Raw genomic sequence first — 15,269 nt, 5'->3', positions numbered from 1 at the left:
ATTTAGAATCCTATGGAACTGTTAAGCTTATGTGCATCATTTATCCGGTTAATTTAGGAATACGCCATTGTAGTTCCTAGATTATAAATCCCACCCATTATAACATGTACTAATTCAATTTACAATAAATGGAAATCTAAAGAATTAGACAGAAAAGTGTAAAAAAAACTGTTATAAATCTTATTCTAACGGGATTGGACAAGATTCTTGGATATAAGCTTATAGCTTATTTGGTTGTATAAGAGGAAAATGAAACCCCCTCTGGCAAGTTTACCGGGAGGGGGGTAGAGATCACTGCATTGAAAGCAATTAGAACTTGTGCTATGATATATCACAGAGGACGATACAAATTATGATCTTTTATAAATTACTTTTCTGACTACAGGTACCTTATCCAGTACCGGCAGCAGGAGGGACGCTCCTAATATTGCAAATACAGTCTGAACCAGATTAAAGGGAATATCAATCAGTGCTGCTTTTGCACCCATTCCAAGGATAAAGGCTGAAAACAGATAATATCCGGTCACCACGATGGCACCGGCGCCCAGACCGCCGGCAATTACCCCGAGAATACGATTATTCTGTTTAAGGTTATGTCTGCAAATAGCATGATATATACATCCACCGAGAAGTGCCGCAAGAGCTTTGATAATTAAAGTGGCTGGCGCAAAACCGGCATAACCGGATAATATATCTGCAAACAAGGAACCGATCCCAGCTGCAAGACTTCCATAAATTGGTCCTAATAAGATACCGGACAGAAGGACCATTCCATCACCGAAGTGAATATACCCAAGTGCAGGTGTCGGAACTTTGATTATCATGGTTGCAATACAAGTTAAGGCAGCCATAAGTGCGGATAAGATAAGTATCTGGCTATTATTTTTTGTGTTCATGTGTTGATACCTCCCGTGCTGGACATCTTTTTATGAATAAGAACTGCTTTTTAGTTACTTTATTCTAAAATTGGCATGATTGAAAGTTCCAGTAATAAAAAAATTAATAGTGCCAGATTATTTGGCTTGAATTTATTATTAAGTACGGTTAGTATAATTCAAAATACACAGAACTACACCCTGTTTACACAGGAAAGAGATATGTAATTAAGAGAGATAGACTTTTCTACATTTTTATTCCGTTATTTTATAAGCTGGCAAAAGTATGATTGTTTTATATTTTATTTGATACGCCTGCAGTTTATTGTCTGCAGGTTCTGAGAAAGGTATGGTTAGAAGGATGGATGTTTACAAATTTCTGGAGCAGGTTAAAAAAGGTGAAATAGAACTTGAGGAAGCAGCAGATTTATTAAAAAAAATGCCTTATGAGGATCTGGACTTTGCCAAATTAGATCATCACAGACATTTTAGAAGCGGGTTTGGAGAAGTGGTTTTCTGTCAGGGTAAGAGCAAGGAACATCTGACAGAGATCTATCGCAGATTCTATCTTCATGATACGGACGTGCTTGGAACTAGGGCCAGCAAAGAGCAGTATGAGGAAGTGAAAAAGGTATTGGACAACGTGACTTACGACCCTTTATCCAGAATATTGTCTGTTGAAAAAGAGAAGAAAGAGCGGACAGGCCTGGTAGCAGTATGTACCGGTGGTACGGCAGATATTCCGGTAGCAGAGGAAGCAGCCAGAACAGCAGAATTTTTTGGAAGTAATGTCGTTAGGATCTATGATGTAGGTGTTGCCGGAATTCACAGGTTATTTGCTAAACTGGAGGAAATCCAGAAAGCAAACTGTATTGTTGCAGTTGCCGGAATGGAGGGAGCTTTGGGAGGAGTATTAGCCGGACTTGTTGACAAGCCGGTTATCGCAGTGCCCACCTCCGTAGGTTATGGTACAAGCTTTGGAGGTGTCTCTGCATTATTGACCATGCTCAATTCCTGTGCAGAAGGTTTGGCGGTGGTTAATATAGATAACGGTTTTGGTGCAGGTTATATGGCAACCCAGATAAACAGACTTTGTAAAGAATAATGCATAAGCCAGGAGCTATCAGGCCCTCGATAACAAAAGTAATCCAGGTCATAGCTTAAGAGCCAGGGTCTGAACCAGACTGTATAAAGTGGTATAATCCAAACCAGAACTTAAGGATAGACTTCTTATGCTGTCCCCTTCCGGATAACAGAAAGTCTTATCCAAATAGCGGCAGATTTTTACGGTTGCCTCACCATAGGGTGTCTGAATGGTTGTAAAGCTTCTGTTTAAGGTGGTTCGTTTCATTTCCTGTCTGCGGATGCCAATGGTTGTGGTATGTGTAAAGATGAGTTCTTCCACTGCAGGAATATCCTTTTCTGCACAAATAACACCTAACAGATAGGCCGGCCGGTTCTTCTTCATATAAATGGGGGTGTAATACACATCTTTGGCACCGCCTTTTAGCAGGAGATCCATGGTATGTCCAAGAACTTCGCCGGAGCAGTCGTCAAGGTTCGCTTCCAAAACCCAGACCGTATCGGGAATGGTATTCGGTAATGCAGTTTCAGCTTCCTCAATCAACATAGCTCTTAAGAAGCTGGTCTGTTCATAGGCTCTTTTTCCGGTACCTAGTCCAATTTTACTGATAGTAAAATTAGAGGGCAGGTCCTCCTTTGTTCTGATGGCTGCAGCAATGGCGGCACCAGTGGGGGTGACCAGCTCTCCTTTTACCTGTGTCAGGTGAAGCTTGAGGCTGTATCTTGAGGAGATATTTACCACTGCGGGAACAGGGATGGGAAGGACTCCATGCTGGCAGGTAATCTGACCGCGGCCTTCGTAAAGTTCGGATACGTATACTTTGCTGATATTCAAATTATCCAGGCAGATGGCGGCTGCCGTTATATCTACGATGGAATCGGTAGCACCTACTTCATGAAAGTGAACTTCCTCAAGGGACTTGCCGTGGGCTTTGGATTCTGCTTCGGCGATAATGAGAAAGATTCTTTTGGCTATTGTTTTGGCCTTGTCTGTAATAGAGGAAGCATCAATTATGGTATAAATATCCTGAAGATTCCTGTGTTCGTGATGTCCGTAGTGCAGATGGGGTGTGGAAATTGAGTGACTGTGGGGATGGTCATGGGTATGAAGCGGCTCATGTTTATGGCTATGTGCATGGGGTACCGTTGATTCGGAGGCACTAGAGTGATTATGGTCATGGGTATGCTCATGATTGTGGTCATGTACTTGTACGGTACCATGTAATTTTAGTGACCCGGTGTTGTGAGCTTGTGCCGGGCTTTTTAGCTTATAGGATTTTGAAGTGACAGCATTGGCAGGTTGAACAGCTTTCTCGTGACCGAAGAGATAATCCATATCATGGTCATGATTGTCTTTCTCTAAAATAACATTAAAGTCACAGGCATCTATACTGTTCTTTAATTTTCTGGTAATTTCTATTTTGTAACCGTCAACATTGAGACTCTTTAAGCCGTTCAGTAAAACATCCTTATCTGCTCCTAAATCCAGCAATGCACCGACAGTCATATCGCCGCTGATGCCTGAGTAGCATTCCAAATATAAACTTTGCTTTTTCATTGGTATACCTTCTTTCTGATTGGGTGAATTTATTATAAGAGTTTAGTTAATTGATGATTTAGGATATAAATTTATAACGGGATAATTATAACATTAAGTTATGGGTGGTGCAATAATATCAAAAGTTACTTATGACTGGCTAATAATCAAAAGGTATTATGCCTGGTCATCGATTAAATGTTATACAGGTTTGGTTCACCAGGAATGAATAATATCCGGTGACTGAAAGATTTGATCCATGGTCTTTAAGAACGGAAGCAACGAGGAGAAATCCACGGCTCGATGGTCAAAGGCCAGGCACATAGGGAGTGTTTTTCGGATTCCGATTGTTTTAACACCGTCATCGTTAATATAGACACCGGGCTTTTCCTGGATAGCTCCCAGACCAACGGCAAAAACCTGCGGAGGAATGATTTCTAACAGGGCAAAACAGCCGGTCTGCTCTTTGTAAATACTGCCTATGTTTGAGATGGTAACAGTTCCGCTGGTTAAGTTTTTGGATGAAAGGTGCATTTCGGCGGAATTATAATACTTAACTTTTTCTTTTCCGGAAAGACCTTTTATGCGCTGAGGACCAAGCTGTGCGGCCAGTATACGCCTTAAAATACCCACATGCATTTTTTTCAATTCTGCTATCGTATCTTGAAGAGCAGCTTTGTAAAGCAGCTCATTTATATTGGTATGAGATATTTTTTCCTTCATTTCAGAAATGGAAGAAGAAAGTGAGGAGAGGGTTTTATCTTCTGTATGAACTATTACGGGCGTAATCATTTTCCCATCCGGCAGCAGCCACGGAAGGCTGATATTTATATTTTCATGGAGAGTTAGTATTCCTTGGATTTTCTTCGGGTGATAAGCTAAGGTAGCATTAAGTGATGGAGCCTTTTTTATACCTTCTACAATTGTCCGCAGCATTATGGTATTAAAGCTGATTTTTTTAGAGGAGATGTGATTGAAATTCTCATATGCGTTATAAAAATCAGTTATGTCGGGTTCGTAAAGATAGGATACATGGGGAATGGTGTTCCAGGACTTTGTGGTCATATGTGAAACAATACGCCTTTGCATATCAAATTGTATGTTCGTTGTCATTGGGTGACTCCTCTCTATTCAGATAAAGGAAGGTTGAACAGAACAGTTTATTTGATTCATTATATGGTGGACCAGGTTTGATTTCTCCTATGTACGAACAAATTTATTTCTCTCTTGTAGTTTTAAACCTTAAACAGATCCCTTTCCAGGACCAAATAACAGTTGCCATTGGTTCTTTTATCTGGAAAGGGAGGAGGTATTTCTGATATCCTACATACGAGCCTTCTCATTATATTGTTTCTTTTTATTCATATGTCTGACCTTGGCACGAGGATAATATTTGTCACAATGCTGACAGTAACCTGTATGGCATGCTTCTCTGTTTTTGGTACATTTACCAAAAGAGATATAGTATTTACAAGGAGTTTCTCTAAATACAGCCATTTCTGACACCTGCTTTCTGGAGCTGGAGTAAGTTATTTCCTCTTCAGATTTTTGAAATCCACGGTCTGGTTTGATGAGGTTTAACTTACCCAGGCACATATTAGTTTCCGCTGGCTTTAAAATGATAGACAGGACGGATTATTTTATTTATGGTTACGGTTTCTTGTATAACTTCGCTTATTTCATCAAATCTGCGGTCAGCAAAAGGAGTAGCAGAGGTATAGGCTCCATTAATTGTTATCAATTGCTGATCCTTTCTATGGCAGTGCTATAAAAATTTACACAAAAATAGCACCAGAAGAGGTGCTGATATCCGTGCTGCCTGAAAACAATTAAGGAATAAATAAGCAAAAGCAGGTTTATTTCTTCTGTATATAAAATGCTATATCTTCTAGCATTTTTTATACTGAAAGGAGAAAATCTGTATTCACTTATAAAGATATATAGAACCTTAAATGGACGCCAGGACAATCAGACCTCTGTTGCTTGCTGTTAAGTTGATGGTTGTAGATTTAAAGTACATCATAATTGTCCTCCTTTCGATTTAAGGTTGATAAGTTACATAGATTTGCGTATTGATTTAGAATACACCGCAAGTATATCGGCTGAACAAAGGAATGTCAAGACCTTTGGGTTAACTTTTGCAAGTATCTTAAAATAGAACGAACTTGACTACTGGTACTGATATGTTATAGTTATTAAAGAATGAAATACTTTTATGAAACATTATTCCAAGGAGACTGTTATGAGAGCCTTAAAGTATGCCATCCTGGGATTGTTAATGAGACATCCTATGACCGGTTATGAAATTGCGAAAGAATTTAACTTTGAACTGGCTGAGTTCTGGTATGCCAACCATAGCCAGATATATCCGGAATTAAAGAAATTATTTGAGGAAAAGCTGGTCGTATTTGATATTGAAATCAGCGGGGATATACTGGAATCCAAAAGGTATACCATAACGGATAAAGGCCGGAATGAATTTATCCAGTGGCTACATAAAGATGAAAAGATTCAGCAGACACCAAAAGATATCTTCCGCCTTCGTATGTATTTTTCCAATAACCTGGATCTACAGACAAGGATTTATCTGCTGGAAAATCAAAGGCAGCAGCACATCAAACGCCTAAATAATCTGAAAAAAACCTCGGAGCAGTATCCGGAGACTCCTGCCCATGACTCTGACCGTTTTGGTGATTTTATCGTACTGAGGGGAGCTATCATGCGGGAAGAGAATATTATAGCCTGGCTTAATGAATGCATTCGTTATAGCGAAGAGGCAATGAAGCAAGAAACATAAGTGTTCAATTAAAAACAACTATAACAGGTATATCTTTTGTACAGGAAGATCGCTTATTCTCTTTGGGAGTTGAAGATAAGCGGTCTTTTGCATCTAAAAAACGGAATCTTTAACCAGCTCCACTCTATTTTTCTTTTTTTGCCAGGATGTATGAAAATGCAGGGTACCGTTAAACGATCCGCTTTGTCTTACATCTGTCTCATACTGTAATTTCCCTAAGATCTACCCTTAATTAAAAGCAGATTGAATTCGTCTAACGTCAAGAATATTGTAGAATAAATTCTAACACTGATACACAATCGATAAGCAAATAAATAGAAATATACATATTAAAATATACATGTCAATATTGACATGTATGAAACATTGTGATATAAATAACGTTATAAAAATAACAAAGTTGGAGGGAAGGTTATGAGTTACACAAAGAAAAGATGGTTGATATTGACGGCAAGCTGTTTTATCAACCTGTGTATTGGCTCCTTGTATGCATGGAGTGTATTGGCAGGACCAATGGCAGAATATTTAGGGGGATTAAAGGGGGTTACACTAACGGCAAAGGATCTGGCAATTGTATTTACTCTGGCCAATTCTGTTGGACCTATTACCATGATTGCAGGTGGTAAGATCAATGATACCCTGGGCCCTAAGATTGTTGTCCTCCTTGGGGGAATGATGTTTGGAGGCGGAATGTTCCTGTCAGGTTTTGCTAACAGTGTTGGTTTTCTGATTGTTACTTACAGTCTTTTATTAGGGCTTGGTCTGGGAATGGTATATGGGGCAACAATCAGTACCTGCATCAAATTCTTCCCGGATAAAAGAGGTCTGGTGGGAGGATTGACCACCTCAACTTTTGGTATCAGCTCTGTAATCATTCCGCCAATCGCAGCTGCGATTATTTCCGCAACGGGACCCACAACCGCTTTTAAAGTAATCGGTGGTGCTTTCATTGTAATTATTGGTGTCAGCTCTTTGTTCATCGAAAAATGCCCTGCAGATTTTGTACCGGAAGGTTTTACCCCTCCGGCTGCTGTTTCCGGAGGTAAGAAGACAGAGGATAAGGACTGGAAAGCAATGCTTGCCACCCCTGAATTTTATGTGATGATCACGATGCTTACCTGTGGTGCATTTGCTGCATTGATGTTTATTCCTATGATTTCTCCCATTGCCCAGAATATGATAGGTATCTCTCCTGCCGCAGCAACGGCGGCTGTTTCTACTCTTGCATTGTTCAATGTCTTCGGTAGAGTATTTGCAGGGAGTATATCAGACAGAATCGGCCGCATTAATACCCTGGCAGCAGCTTGTGTATTTTCCGTTCTGGGACTGGTGCTTTTATTTATGGCAAAAGAAGGGGATATAGCCTTGTTTTATGTTGGAATTTCCATTATCGGTATCTGCTTTGGAGCATTTATGGGAGTATTCCCAGGCTTTACAGCCGACCAGTTTGGGCCCAGATACAATAGTGTCAATTACGGCATCATGTTCATCGGTTTTGCGCTGGCAGGCTATGTGGGTCCCAGTATTCTAAATCATATCTATGGAGGCAGCGGCAGCTATAACAAAGCGTTTTTCATAGCTATGATATTTTCTGCAGCAGGTTTGGTATTGACCTTCCTATACAGAATGTTAAAGAAAAGACAATAAGCAGTAACTTTTTAGTATTTGCCGTATGCAGGAAGGCAGCATCGGCATGTTTGAAAAGGGTGAAAGAAAATAATAGAAAGTATGGCTGCCACAACAAGCTTCTTTCACTCTTCTTTGTGGCAGTTATCCCGGAAAATTCAGGGATATGCAATAGGAGAGAAAAGATGGAACGTAAATTTCCGAATTTAAGTAAACCAATTCAGATAGGGAATGTATTTTTTAGAAACCGTATGTTTGGAGCACCCATGGGGGGAACGGATATTACCGCAGACTGTACCGTAGGACCAAAATCCACCGCCTTTTATGAGCTGCGTGCCAAGGGAGGAGCAGCTACAGTAACAGTCAGTGAGCTAGTGGTGCATCCTAAGACAGAAGCCTCCCATATGTTCCATTTAGATCTGCAGACAGTGGGGTCTTTGGCAAGCTTTACTTATACCGCAGATGCCATACGCAGACATGGAGCGATTCCCAGTGTGGAATTATCTCATTCCGGTCAGTATGCGGGAACTTATCTGGTGGATAAGGAGAAGAAGGAAAGTCTTTCACAGTGGGGGCCAAGTGCAGGTATACGTCCTGATGGCAGAGAAGTGAAAGAACTGACAGAAGAGCTGATTCAGGAAATCGTTGCAGCATATGGTGAAAAGGCTGCACTGGCTAAAAAAGCAGGCTTTGAGATGGTTATGGTGCATGGCGGTCATGGCTGGCTTATTAATCAGTTCTTATCACCTTACTTTAATAAAAGGACGGACGGATACGGCGGTTCTCTAACGAATCGTGTACGTTTTGCCATGGAAGTCCTGGACAGTGTACGAAAAGCCGTTGGGCCCGGATTTCCCATAGAATTCAGAATGAGCGGTTCAGAATTGTTTGAAGGCGGCTATGAACTGGCAGAAGGTGTGGAAATAGCCAAGTTATTGGAGGATAAGATTGATTTGCTTCATATATCTGCAGGAACCTATCAAAGAGGTTTTGGTGTAACCCATCCGTCTATGTTCCTGCCTCATGGAGTCAATGTTTATCTGGCAGAAGAGATAAAAAAACATGTTAAGGTTCCTGTTGCTACCATTGGTGCCTTAAATGATCCGGAAATGATGGAAGAAATCATAGCTTCCGGAAAAGCAGATGTAGTGGAAATGGCAAGAGCCCTTCTGGCAGATCCGGAATTGCCTCGTAAGGTCATGACCAACAGAGAGGAATATATTATCCCCTGCCTTCGTTGCTATACCTGTATGGCAGAACGAGCCACAACCTCAACTAGAAGATGCACCGTTAATCCTCTGATTGGACGGGAAATGGACGGAATGGAGGTCACTCCGGCAGCACAAAGGAAAAAAGTACTGGTAGTAGGCGGAGGACCGGGAGGTCTGCAGGCGGCCTATACGGCAGCCAGAAGGGGACATGAGGTCGTTCTTTGTGATAAAAATGATCAGGTGGGAGGTATCCTGATCGGTGAAAAGGCGATACCATTTAAATACGAAATGTATCAGCTGGGGGAAAGACTTGGAAGACTGGCAGAAGAAGCTGGTGTAACCATCCGGCTGAATACAGAGGTGGACAGAGCCACTGCGGAGAAGGAAGGGGCCGATGCCGTTATCATAGCGGTTGGCTCAGAACCTATTGTACCGAAAATACCAGGACTTGATGGAGAAAATGTTATTGTAGTAACCGATTATCACGAAAAGCAGGACCAGGTAAAGGATTCTGTCGTGGTATTGGGCGGTGGTCTGGCAGGTGCTGAGATTGCCATCCATTTTGCAAGAGAAGGTAAGCGGGTAAGTCTGGTAGAGATGAATAGCGAGCTGGCTCCCGATGCCAATATCAGACATCGTCCTCTTCTGCTCCAGGAAGTTGATAAGAGTGGAATAGCCGTATATACCGGACATAAAGGAATGAAGGTATCAACAGAAGGTGTGGTATGTATGGACGCATCAGGCAAAGAAATTCTGATAGCAGGAGAGACAGTTATCTGTGCCCTGGGTCAGAAAGCAAGAAGAGCCGTGGTAGAAGAGCTCTATAATGTTGCACCTAATGTAGCTGTAGTCGGAGACTGTAGTAGAGTTTCTAACATAACAGCGGCAATCTATCAAGGACATCATGCTGCTTTGGATATATAAATAAATAGGGAAAGATAAAAAAGCTGCTCTTAGACCAGGTGTTTAAGGGCAGCTTTTATGTAATGCGAATAAATCGGCTGTTACCGGCAGCTGAAATCAACTACTTAAAAGGAGAGGGTCATGCAATTATAGGATGTACTGATAATATTTGCAGCTTCCTTTTGAAGGAGTTGTAATAAAGGGGAAGTACAGAAATAGAAGAAGGATTTACTTCCCCTTGACAAATCCACAATGCTTATGCTACACTTGCCATGAACTAGGGGTGCCTGATGAATCAGGCTGAGAGGAAACTACCAAATGTTTTAAACCCTGAAGCAGCTAGAGCTGTTTCGTACCTGATCCGGATAATGCTGGCGTAGGGATGTATAGAAATAAACGGCGTAAAAGAATATGCCATTATACATTACCTCACCGGAATCGGTGAGTTTTTTTATTATACAGAGATAAAGGAGGAAGCATCATGAATGCAAGTGTAGCAATCCAGGTATTGCCTCACGTAAACAGCGATGAGGAAGTTATCAGAGTAGTAGACGAGGTTATCGATTATATCAGAAGCACCGGCTTAAAATATTATGTTGGGCCCTGTGAAACAGCCATAGAAGGGGATTATGAAGAGCTGATGGAAATCGTTAAGAATTGTCAGTACATAGCAATAAAGGCAGGCTGCCCTAAAGTTGCAGCTTATGTAAAAATAACATTTGCACCGGAGGGTGGTGTACTTACCATTGACCAGAAAGTTACAAAACATCATCAATAAAATATCACCTGCATTTGCAATAGCAGCCATTCTTTTACTGTGGCAGTTATTGTCTGCCGGCGGAATCATACCTAAATTTATGCTTCCCTCACCAAGTGAGGTGGTAGAAGCATTTATAGGAGATTTTACCCTATTAATGGCTCATGCAAGGACAACACTGGCAGAAGCCTTTTTAGGTCTTACGTGCGGAATCCTGCTGGGATTCTTTGTTGCGGTTTTAATGGACCGGTTCCTGATTGCCTATAAGGCAATCTATCCTGTACTGATTATAACCCAGACAGTACCTACCGTAGCGATTGCACCGCTTTTGGTGTTATGGCTGGGGTATGGAATATTGCCTAAGATTACTTTGATTATTATAACTTCCTTTTTCCCCATCACCATTGGCTTACTGGATGGTTTTCGTGCTGCTGATAAGGATGCCCTAAATCTTTTAAGGGCTATGGGAGCAAGTAAATTTCAAAGCTTTTTACATATCAAGCTGCCAGGTGCCATACCCCATTTCTTTTCAAGCCTCCGGATATCCGTATCTTATTCCATTATAGGAGCGGTTGTTGCAGAATGGCTTGGAGGTTTCAGTGGGCTTGGTGTATATATGACAAGGGTAAGAAAATCCTATTCCTACGACAAAATGTTTGCGGTAATATTTTTTATCTCATTTATCAGTCTTCTGTTAATGTTTGGAGTTACCATGCTGCAAAAAGCGGTTACCCCCTGGGACAGAGAAGAGAAGCCGGATAACATTCTCAGAGGCAATCTAAAATACAACAAACGTAAAAGGTAAATCAGAGTACAGGTTATGCTTTTAAATGTTAAACCAGACAGAAAAAGTGGAAGCTGTATCAACTTCAACTTTATGATTATACGTGTGCCAGGCACACAGATGGGAGTTTTATGAAAAAGAAAATACTAGCAGTTGCTTTATGCCTGTCTTTATTAACAGCAGGCCTTTCAGCCTGCAGCAAAGACGCAGGCAATAACAGTAAGGATGCCAATGCCTCCGGTGACAGCCTTAAAAAGGTAAGAATCGTTCTTGACTGGACACCCAATACCAATCATACCGGTCTGTATGTGGCTGATAAACTTGGATACTTTACAGATGCCGGATTGGACGTAGAAATCATGCAGCCACCGGAAGGAAGTACTACTTCTTTGGTAGGAGCCGGCGGAGCGGAATTTGGTATATCCTTTCAGGATACCTTAGCACCTGCTTATGCAACCGACAGCCCTATTCCGGTTACGGCAGTAGCAGCGATTATCCAGCATAATACCTCCGGAATTATATCACCCAAGGAACTGGGTATTGATTCCCCCAAGAAGCTGGAGGGCCATTCCTATGCAACCTGGGATTCCCCTATTGAACTTGCCATTATCAAGAAGATAGTGGAAGATGACGGTGGAAATTATGATAAAATCAAGCTCATTCCCAATACGGTATCTGATGTTGTTACAGCACTTCAGACAGATATCGAATCTGTATGGGTATATTATGCATGGGATGGTATTGCTACAAAAGTAGCCGGGCTTGAGACAAATTATCTCAATTTTGCTGATTATGGAACTGAACTGGATTATTACAGCCCGGTTATCATAGCCAATGATGAATTTCTAAAAAAAGATCCTGACACGACGAAGAAGTTCCTGGCGGCTGTCAAAAAAGGTTATGAATATGCCATTGCAGAGCCCGAAAAAGCTGCGGATCTTCTTGTGGAAGCTGTGCCGGAACTTGATAAAGCACTTGTTACAGAAAGCCAGAAGTGGCTGGCAGACCAATATAAAGCAGAGGTTACCCAATGGGGATATATAGATGAAACCAGATGGGACGGCTTCTATAAATGGTTATTTGACAACAGCCTGATTGAAAAAGAAATACCTTCCGGTACAGGTTTCTCCAATGACTATTTAGCTGATTAAAGAAATAAGTTGTTATGCACTGGTACGTGGAATCAAATATATGCGTTAAGGCAGGTGCAGAAATGAGGTTAAACAGCCGTGGATAAATTAACAGCCAGCAACATCAGTGTAAGCTATGGCAGCAATAAAATTATACAAAATATATCCTTAAGACTCGAACAAGGTGAAATAGTAAGCCTTCTGGGAGTAAGCGGTGTGGGAAAGACTACTTTATTTAATGTATTATCCGGTCTTTTGGTACCCGAGGAAGGAAGTATAACCCTGGATGGGGAGGATATTACAGGGAAAACCGGAAAGCTAAGTTATATGCTTCAAAAAGATATGTTGCTTCCCTTTAAAACTATTGTTGATAATGTAGCATTACCTCTTGTGATTAAAGGGGAGAAGAGGAAAATAGCAAGGGAAAAGGCTTCCGCTCTTTTTGAGGAGTTTGGCCTTGAAGGTACCCAGTTAAAATACCCCAGGCAGTTATCTGGTGGTATGAGACAAAGAGCAGCACTTCTGCGGACATATCTGTTTTCAGATCAGGTAGCTTTGCTGGATGAGCCCTTTAGTGCTCTGGATACCATAACCAAGAGCAATATGCATGAATGGTATCTTCAGGTAATGGAAAACATTAAATTATCAACGCTTTTTATAACCCATGACATTGATGAGGCCATCCTGTTATCCGACCGTGTATATGTTATGACCGGTAAACCGGGGCATATTTCCGAGGAACTTATAATTGACAGTGAACGGCCCCGAGGGGAAGAGTTCCTTGTAAGTGATGAATTTATTCGTTATAAGAAGCATATCAATATGATTTTAAAAAAGAGCAGGGAATAATGAACCAATAAAAAGATGCACCACCGGAACCCAGAGCAGGATTCGGCAGTGCATCCTTTTTTTGGTAAGGGGGTATGCGGCCTGAATTAATTTTACAGTGTGATAAACTATGAATCAGACTGAAAAAATTGGTTATTATATATAGTAATTATGTAAGTGTATATAGGTAATTATTACTATGTGCAAAATCATGAAAAATGTCGAAAAAGAGTAAAGTTAGATACTTTTATTTAAGAAATAATATTTACAGATATGATAAATAAGATATAATAAGAGTGTAGCCATACACTTTATGAAATACAGTGGAGTTTAGTAAATGAAAAAACCTTTGATCTATGTAAAGATTCTCGTTAATGTACTCCTGTTTCTTCTGGGAGTATTGGCTGTCCTATTTTTACTTCCGAAACTATTGGGTTTCTTTATGCCTTTTGTTATTGGATTTGTTGTATCTGTCATTGCAAATCCTTTGGTCAAATTTCTTGAAAAGCGTGTAAAGATAGTCCGTAAACACAGTTCTGCTATTATTATAATATTGGTAATCGGTGCGGTTGTAGGCGCTATATATGCTCTTGCAAGTGTATTGGTAAAAGAGGTTACCAACTTGATTCAAGACTTCCCGAATATTTATACCAGCCTGGAACAGCAATTTAATACCATATCCGTCAAGCTTTCCGGAATTTATGATCTGCTGCCTCTGAGTGCCAGAAATATGCTGGATAATATAGGAAGCAACATCACGAACTATGCAACCCAATTTATGTCTGAAAGTAGTGACCTTAACATTAGTGAAGCCGGTAATTATGCCAAGAACGTTCTTGATGTACTGTTATATGCCATAGTGACAATCATGTCTGCCTATTTCTTTATAGCAGAAAGAGATAATATGGCTGCTCTTGTACATCGTTTTACACCTGTTTCCCTAATAAAGAGCTACAATCTAATCGTTTCCAATTTTAAATCTGCCGTAGGCGGATATTTCAAAGCACAGTTTAAGATCATGCTGGTGCTTACCGTAATTATGTTCGTGGGATTTGAAATCATAAAGGTAAGATATTCTTTTCTTTTTGCCTTATTGATAGCATTTCTTGACTTTCTTCCTTTTTTTGGAACAGGAGCTGTAATTTGGCCTTGGGCGCTGATCGAAATCCTGTCCGGTAATTATTTCAGGGCGGTTATGCTGTTGATTATCTATTTGGTTTGCCTTATCGTAAAACAGGTATTGCAACCTAAAATGGTAGGTGACAGTGTTGGTATCAGTCCTTTTTCAACGTTGATATTTATGTTCATCGGGTATCGCTTATTGGGTGTTCTTGGAATGATTATAGGTATACCCATTGGAATGATTATTATTAATTTTTATAAAGCGGGGATGTTTGATAATATTATTAAAGGTTTTAGGATTATCATACACGACATTAACGACTTCAGAAAAATGTAATAATAATTCAAATTTTTATTTTAAAAATTCTTTTTATGAATTTTATCTAAAAAGGCGTAAAATGTAAATAAGTATAAAAAAATAGCAAATAATACAAGAAATATGTTGACCGGTAGTAAAAAATTGTATTATAGTATGTATTATAGAAAATTGTAAATTATATACACATGTTTTATTCCGTATTGCGATCCAATCATTAAAGTTATTAAAATGCAAGGGTTATGAACACACCGGAGATAACTCCACAAAAGACACAGACAAGAAATTCCGGTGTGTTTG

The 15,269-nt window shown here is 40.3% G+C and carries 14 protein-coding genes; 9 read left to right on the top strand and 5 right to left on the bottom strand.

All coding sequences use genetic code 11. The annotated features are described in order from the left end of the window. Nucleotides 1–350: 350 nt before the first annotated feature. The gene (locus R2R35_RS07525; RefSeq protein ID WP_317733889.1) at nucleotides 351–896 is read right to left on the bottom strand and encodes an ECF transporter S component; all 546 of its coding nucleotides are present in this window, start codon (nucleotides 894–896) and stop codon (nucleotides 351–353) included. Nucleotides 897–1,236: 340 nt separating this feature from the next. Between R2R35_RS07525 and larB the strand changes: the two genes are divergently transcribed. After that, complete coding sequence (gene larB, locus R2R35_RS07520; RefSeq protein ID WP_317734762.1) at nucleotides 1,237–1,980, top strand: nickel pincer cofactor biosynthesis protein LarB; 744 nt, start codon at nucleotides 1,237–1,239, stop codon at nucleotides 1,978–1,980. A gap of 48 nt (nucleotides 1,981–2,028) precedes the next feature. On the opposite strand, the gene larC is transcribed toward larB, so the two are convergent. The 4 genes from larC to R2R35_RS07500 all read right to left on the bottom strand — a co-directional run bounded on the left by larC (nucleotide 2,029) and on the right by R2R35_RS07500 (nucleotide 5,236). Continuing rightward, nucleotides 2,029–3,516: a nickel pincer cofactor biosynthesis protein LarC gene (gene larC, locus R2R35_RS07515; protein WP_317733888.1), complete on the bottom strand. Its 1,488-nt coding sequence runs from the start codon at nucleotides 3,514–3,516 to the stop codon at nucleotides 2,029–2,031. Nucleotides 3,517–3,711: 195 nt separating this feature from the next. Continuing rightward, on the bottom strand, nucleotides 3,712–4,608 hold the full coding sequence (locus R2R35_RS07510; RefSeq protein WP_317733887.1) for a 2-oxo acid dehydrogenase subunit E2: 897 nt from the start codon (nucleotides 4,606–4,608) through the stop codon (nucleotides 3,712–3,714). 210 nt (nucleotides 4,609–4,818) lie between these two features. Further along, a complete protein-coding gene (locus R2R35_RS07505; protein ID WP_317733886.1) occupies nucleotides 4,819–4,992 on the bottom strand; it encodes a hypothetical protein in 174 nt (57 codons plus the stop codon). Between the two features lie 100 nt (nucleotides 4,993–5,092). Continuing rightward, nucleotides 5,093–5,236 carry a hypothetical protein gene (locus R2R35_RS07500; RefSeq protein ID WP_317733885.1) on the bottom strand — a complete coding sequence of 48 codons (144 nt, stop codon included), beginning with the start codon at nucleotides 5,234–5,236 and terminating at the stop codon, nucleotides 5,093–5,095. A 501-nt stretch (nucleotides 5,237–5,737) separates the two neighbouring features. Between R2R35_RS07500 and R2R35_RS07495 the strand changes: the two genes are divergently transcribed. From R2R35_RS07495 to ytvI, 8 genes are all read left to right on the top strand, one after another. Beyond that, nucleotides 5,738–6,292 carry a PadR family transcriptional regulator gene (locus tag R2R35_RS07495; protein ID WP_317733884.1) on the top strand — a complete coding sequence of 185 codons (555 nt, stop codon included), beginning with the start codon at nucleotides 5,738–5,740 and terminating at the stop codon, nucleotides 6,290–6,292. A gap of 414 nt (nucleotides 6,293–6,706) precedes the next feature. Then, complete coding sequence (locus tag R2R35_RS07490; protein ID WP_317733883.1) at nucleotides 6,707–7,939, top strand: L-lactate MFS transporter; 1,233 nt, start codon at nucleotides 6,707–6,709, stop codon at nucleotides 7,937–7,939. Nucleotides 7,940–8,103: 164 nt separating this feature from the next. Next, nucleotides 8,104–10,053: an oxidoreductase gene (locus R2R35_RS07485; RefSeq protein ID WP_317733882.1), complete on the top strand. Its 1,950-nt coding sequence runs from the start codon at nucleotides 8,104–8,106 to the stop codon at nucleotides 10,051–10,053. Between the two features lie 460 nt (nucleotides 10,054–10,513). Continuing rightward, complete coding sequence (locus R2R35_RS07480; RefSeq protein WP_317733881.1) at nucleotides 10,514–10,810, top strand: thiamine-binding protein; 297 nt, start codon at nucleotides 10,514–10,516, stop codon at nucleotides 10,808–10,810. Next, nucleotides 10,779–11,594: an ABC transporter permease gene (locus R2R35_RS07475; RefSeq protein WP_317733880.1), complete on the top strand. Its 816-nt coding sequence runs from the start codon at nucleotides 10,779–10,781 to the stop codon at nucleotides 11,592–11,594. The genes R2R35_RS07480 and R2R35_RS07475 overlap by 32 nt, the downstream gene beginning before the upstream one ends. A 110-nt stretch (nucleotides 11,595–11,704) precedes the next feature. Next, nucleotides 11,705–12,724, top strand: a complete 1,020-nt coding sequence (locus R2R35_RS07470; RefSeq protein WP_317733879.1) for an ABC transporter substrate-binding protein — start codon at nucleotides 11,705–11,707, stop codon at nucleotides 12,722–12,724. Nucleotides 12,725–12,802: 78 nt separating this feature from the next. Beyond that, nucleotides 12,803–13,552 carry an ABC transporter ATP-binding protein gene (locus R2R35_RS07465; protein WP_317733878.1) on the top strand — a complete coding sequence of 250 codons (750 nt, stop codon included), beginning with the start codon at nucleotides 12,803–12,805 and terminating at the stop codon, nucleotides 13,550–13,552. A gap of 316 nt (nucleotides 13,553–13,868) precedes the next feature. After that, the gene (ytvI, locus tag R2R35_RS07460) at nucleotides 13,869–14,990 is read left to right on the top strand and encodes a sporulation integral membrane protein YtvI (protein WP_317733877.1); all 1,122 of its coding nucleotides are present in this window, start codon (nucleotides 13,869–13,871) and stop codon (nucleotides 14,988–14,990) included. Nucleotides 14,991–15,269 lie beyond the last annotated feature (279 nt).

This window comes from Anaerocolumna sp. AGMB13020 (assembly GCF_033100115.1).
Taxonomy (GTDB): domain Bacteria; phylum Bacillota; class Clostridia; order Lachnospirales; family Lachnospiraceae; genus Anaerocolumna.
The sequence above is the reverse complement of the archived record's forward strand: the minus strand, read 5'-3'. Positions and strand labels throughout refer to the sequence as shown.

Coding starts and splice junctions, on each gene's coding strand:
- R2R35_RS07525 (WP_317733889.1), bottom strand. CDS start 896: ATGAACACAAAAAATAATAGCCAGATACTTATCTTATCCGCACTTATG.
- larB (WP_317734762.1), top strand. CDS start 1,237: ATGGATGTTTACAAATTTCTGGAGCAGGTTAAAAAAGGTGAAATAGAA.
- larC (WP_317733888.1), bottom strand. CDS start 3,516: ATGAAAAAGCAAAGTTTATATTTGGAATGCTACTCAGGCATCAGCGGC.
- R2R35_RS07510 (WP_317733887.1), bottom strand. CDS start 4,608: ATGACAACGAACATACAATTTGATATGCAAAGGCGTATTGTTTCACAT.
- R2R35_RS07505 (WP_317733886.1), bottom strand. CDS start 4,992: ATGGCTGTATTTAGAGAAACTCCTTGTAAATACTATATCTCTTTTGGT.
- R2R35_RS07495 (WP_317733884.1), top strand. CDS start 5,738: ATGAGAGCCTTAAAGTATGCCATCCTGGGATTGTTAATGAGACATCCT.
- R2R35_RS07490 (WP_317733883.1), top strand. CDS start 6,707: ATGAGTTACACAAAGAAAAGATGGTTGATATTGACGGCAAGCTGTTTT.
- R2R35_RS07485 (WP_317733882.1), top strand. CDS start 8,104: ATGGAACGTAAATTTCCGAATTTAAGTAAACCAATTCAGATAGGGAAT.
- R2R35_RS07480 (WP_317733881.1), top strand. CDS start 10,514: ATGAATGCAAGTGTAGCAATCCAGGTATTGCCTCACGTAAACAGCGAT.
- R2R35_RS07470 (WP_317733879.1), top strand. CDS start 11,705: ATGAAAAAGAAAATACTAGCAGTTGCTTTATGCCTGTCTTTATTAACA.
- ytvI (WP_317733877.1), top strand. CDS start 13,869: ATGAAAAAACCTTTGATCTATGTAAAGATTCTCGTTAATGTACTCCTG.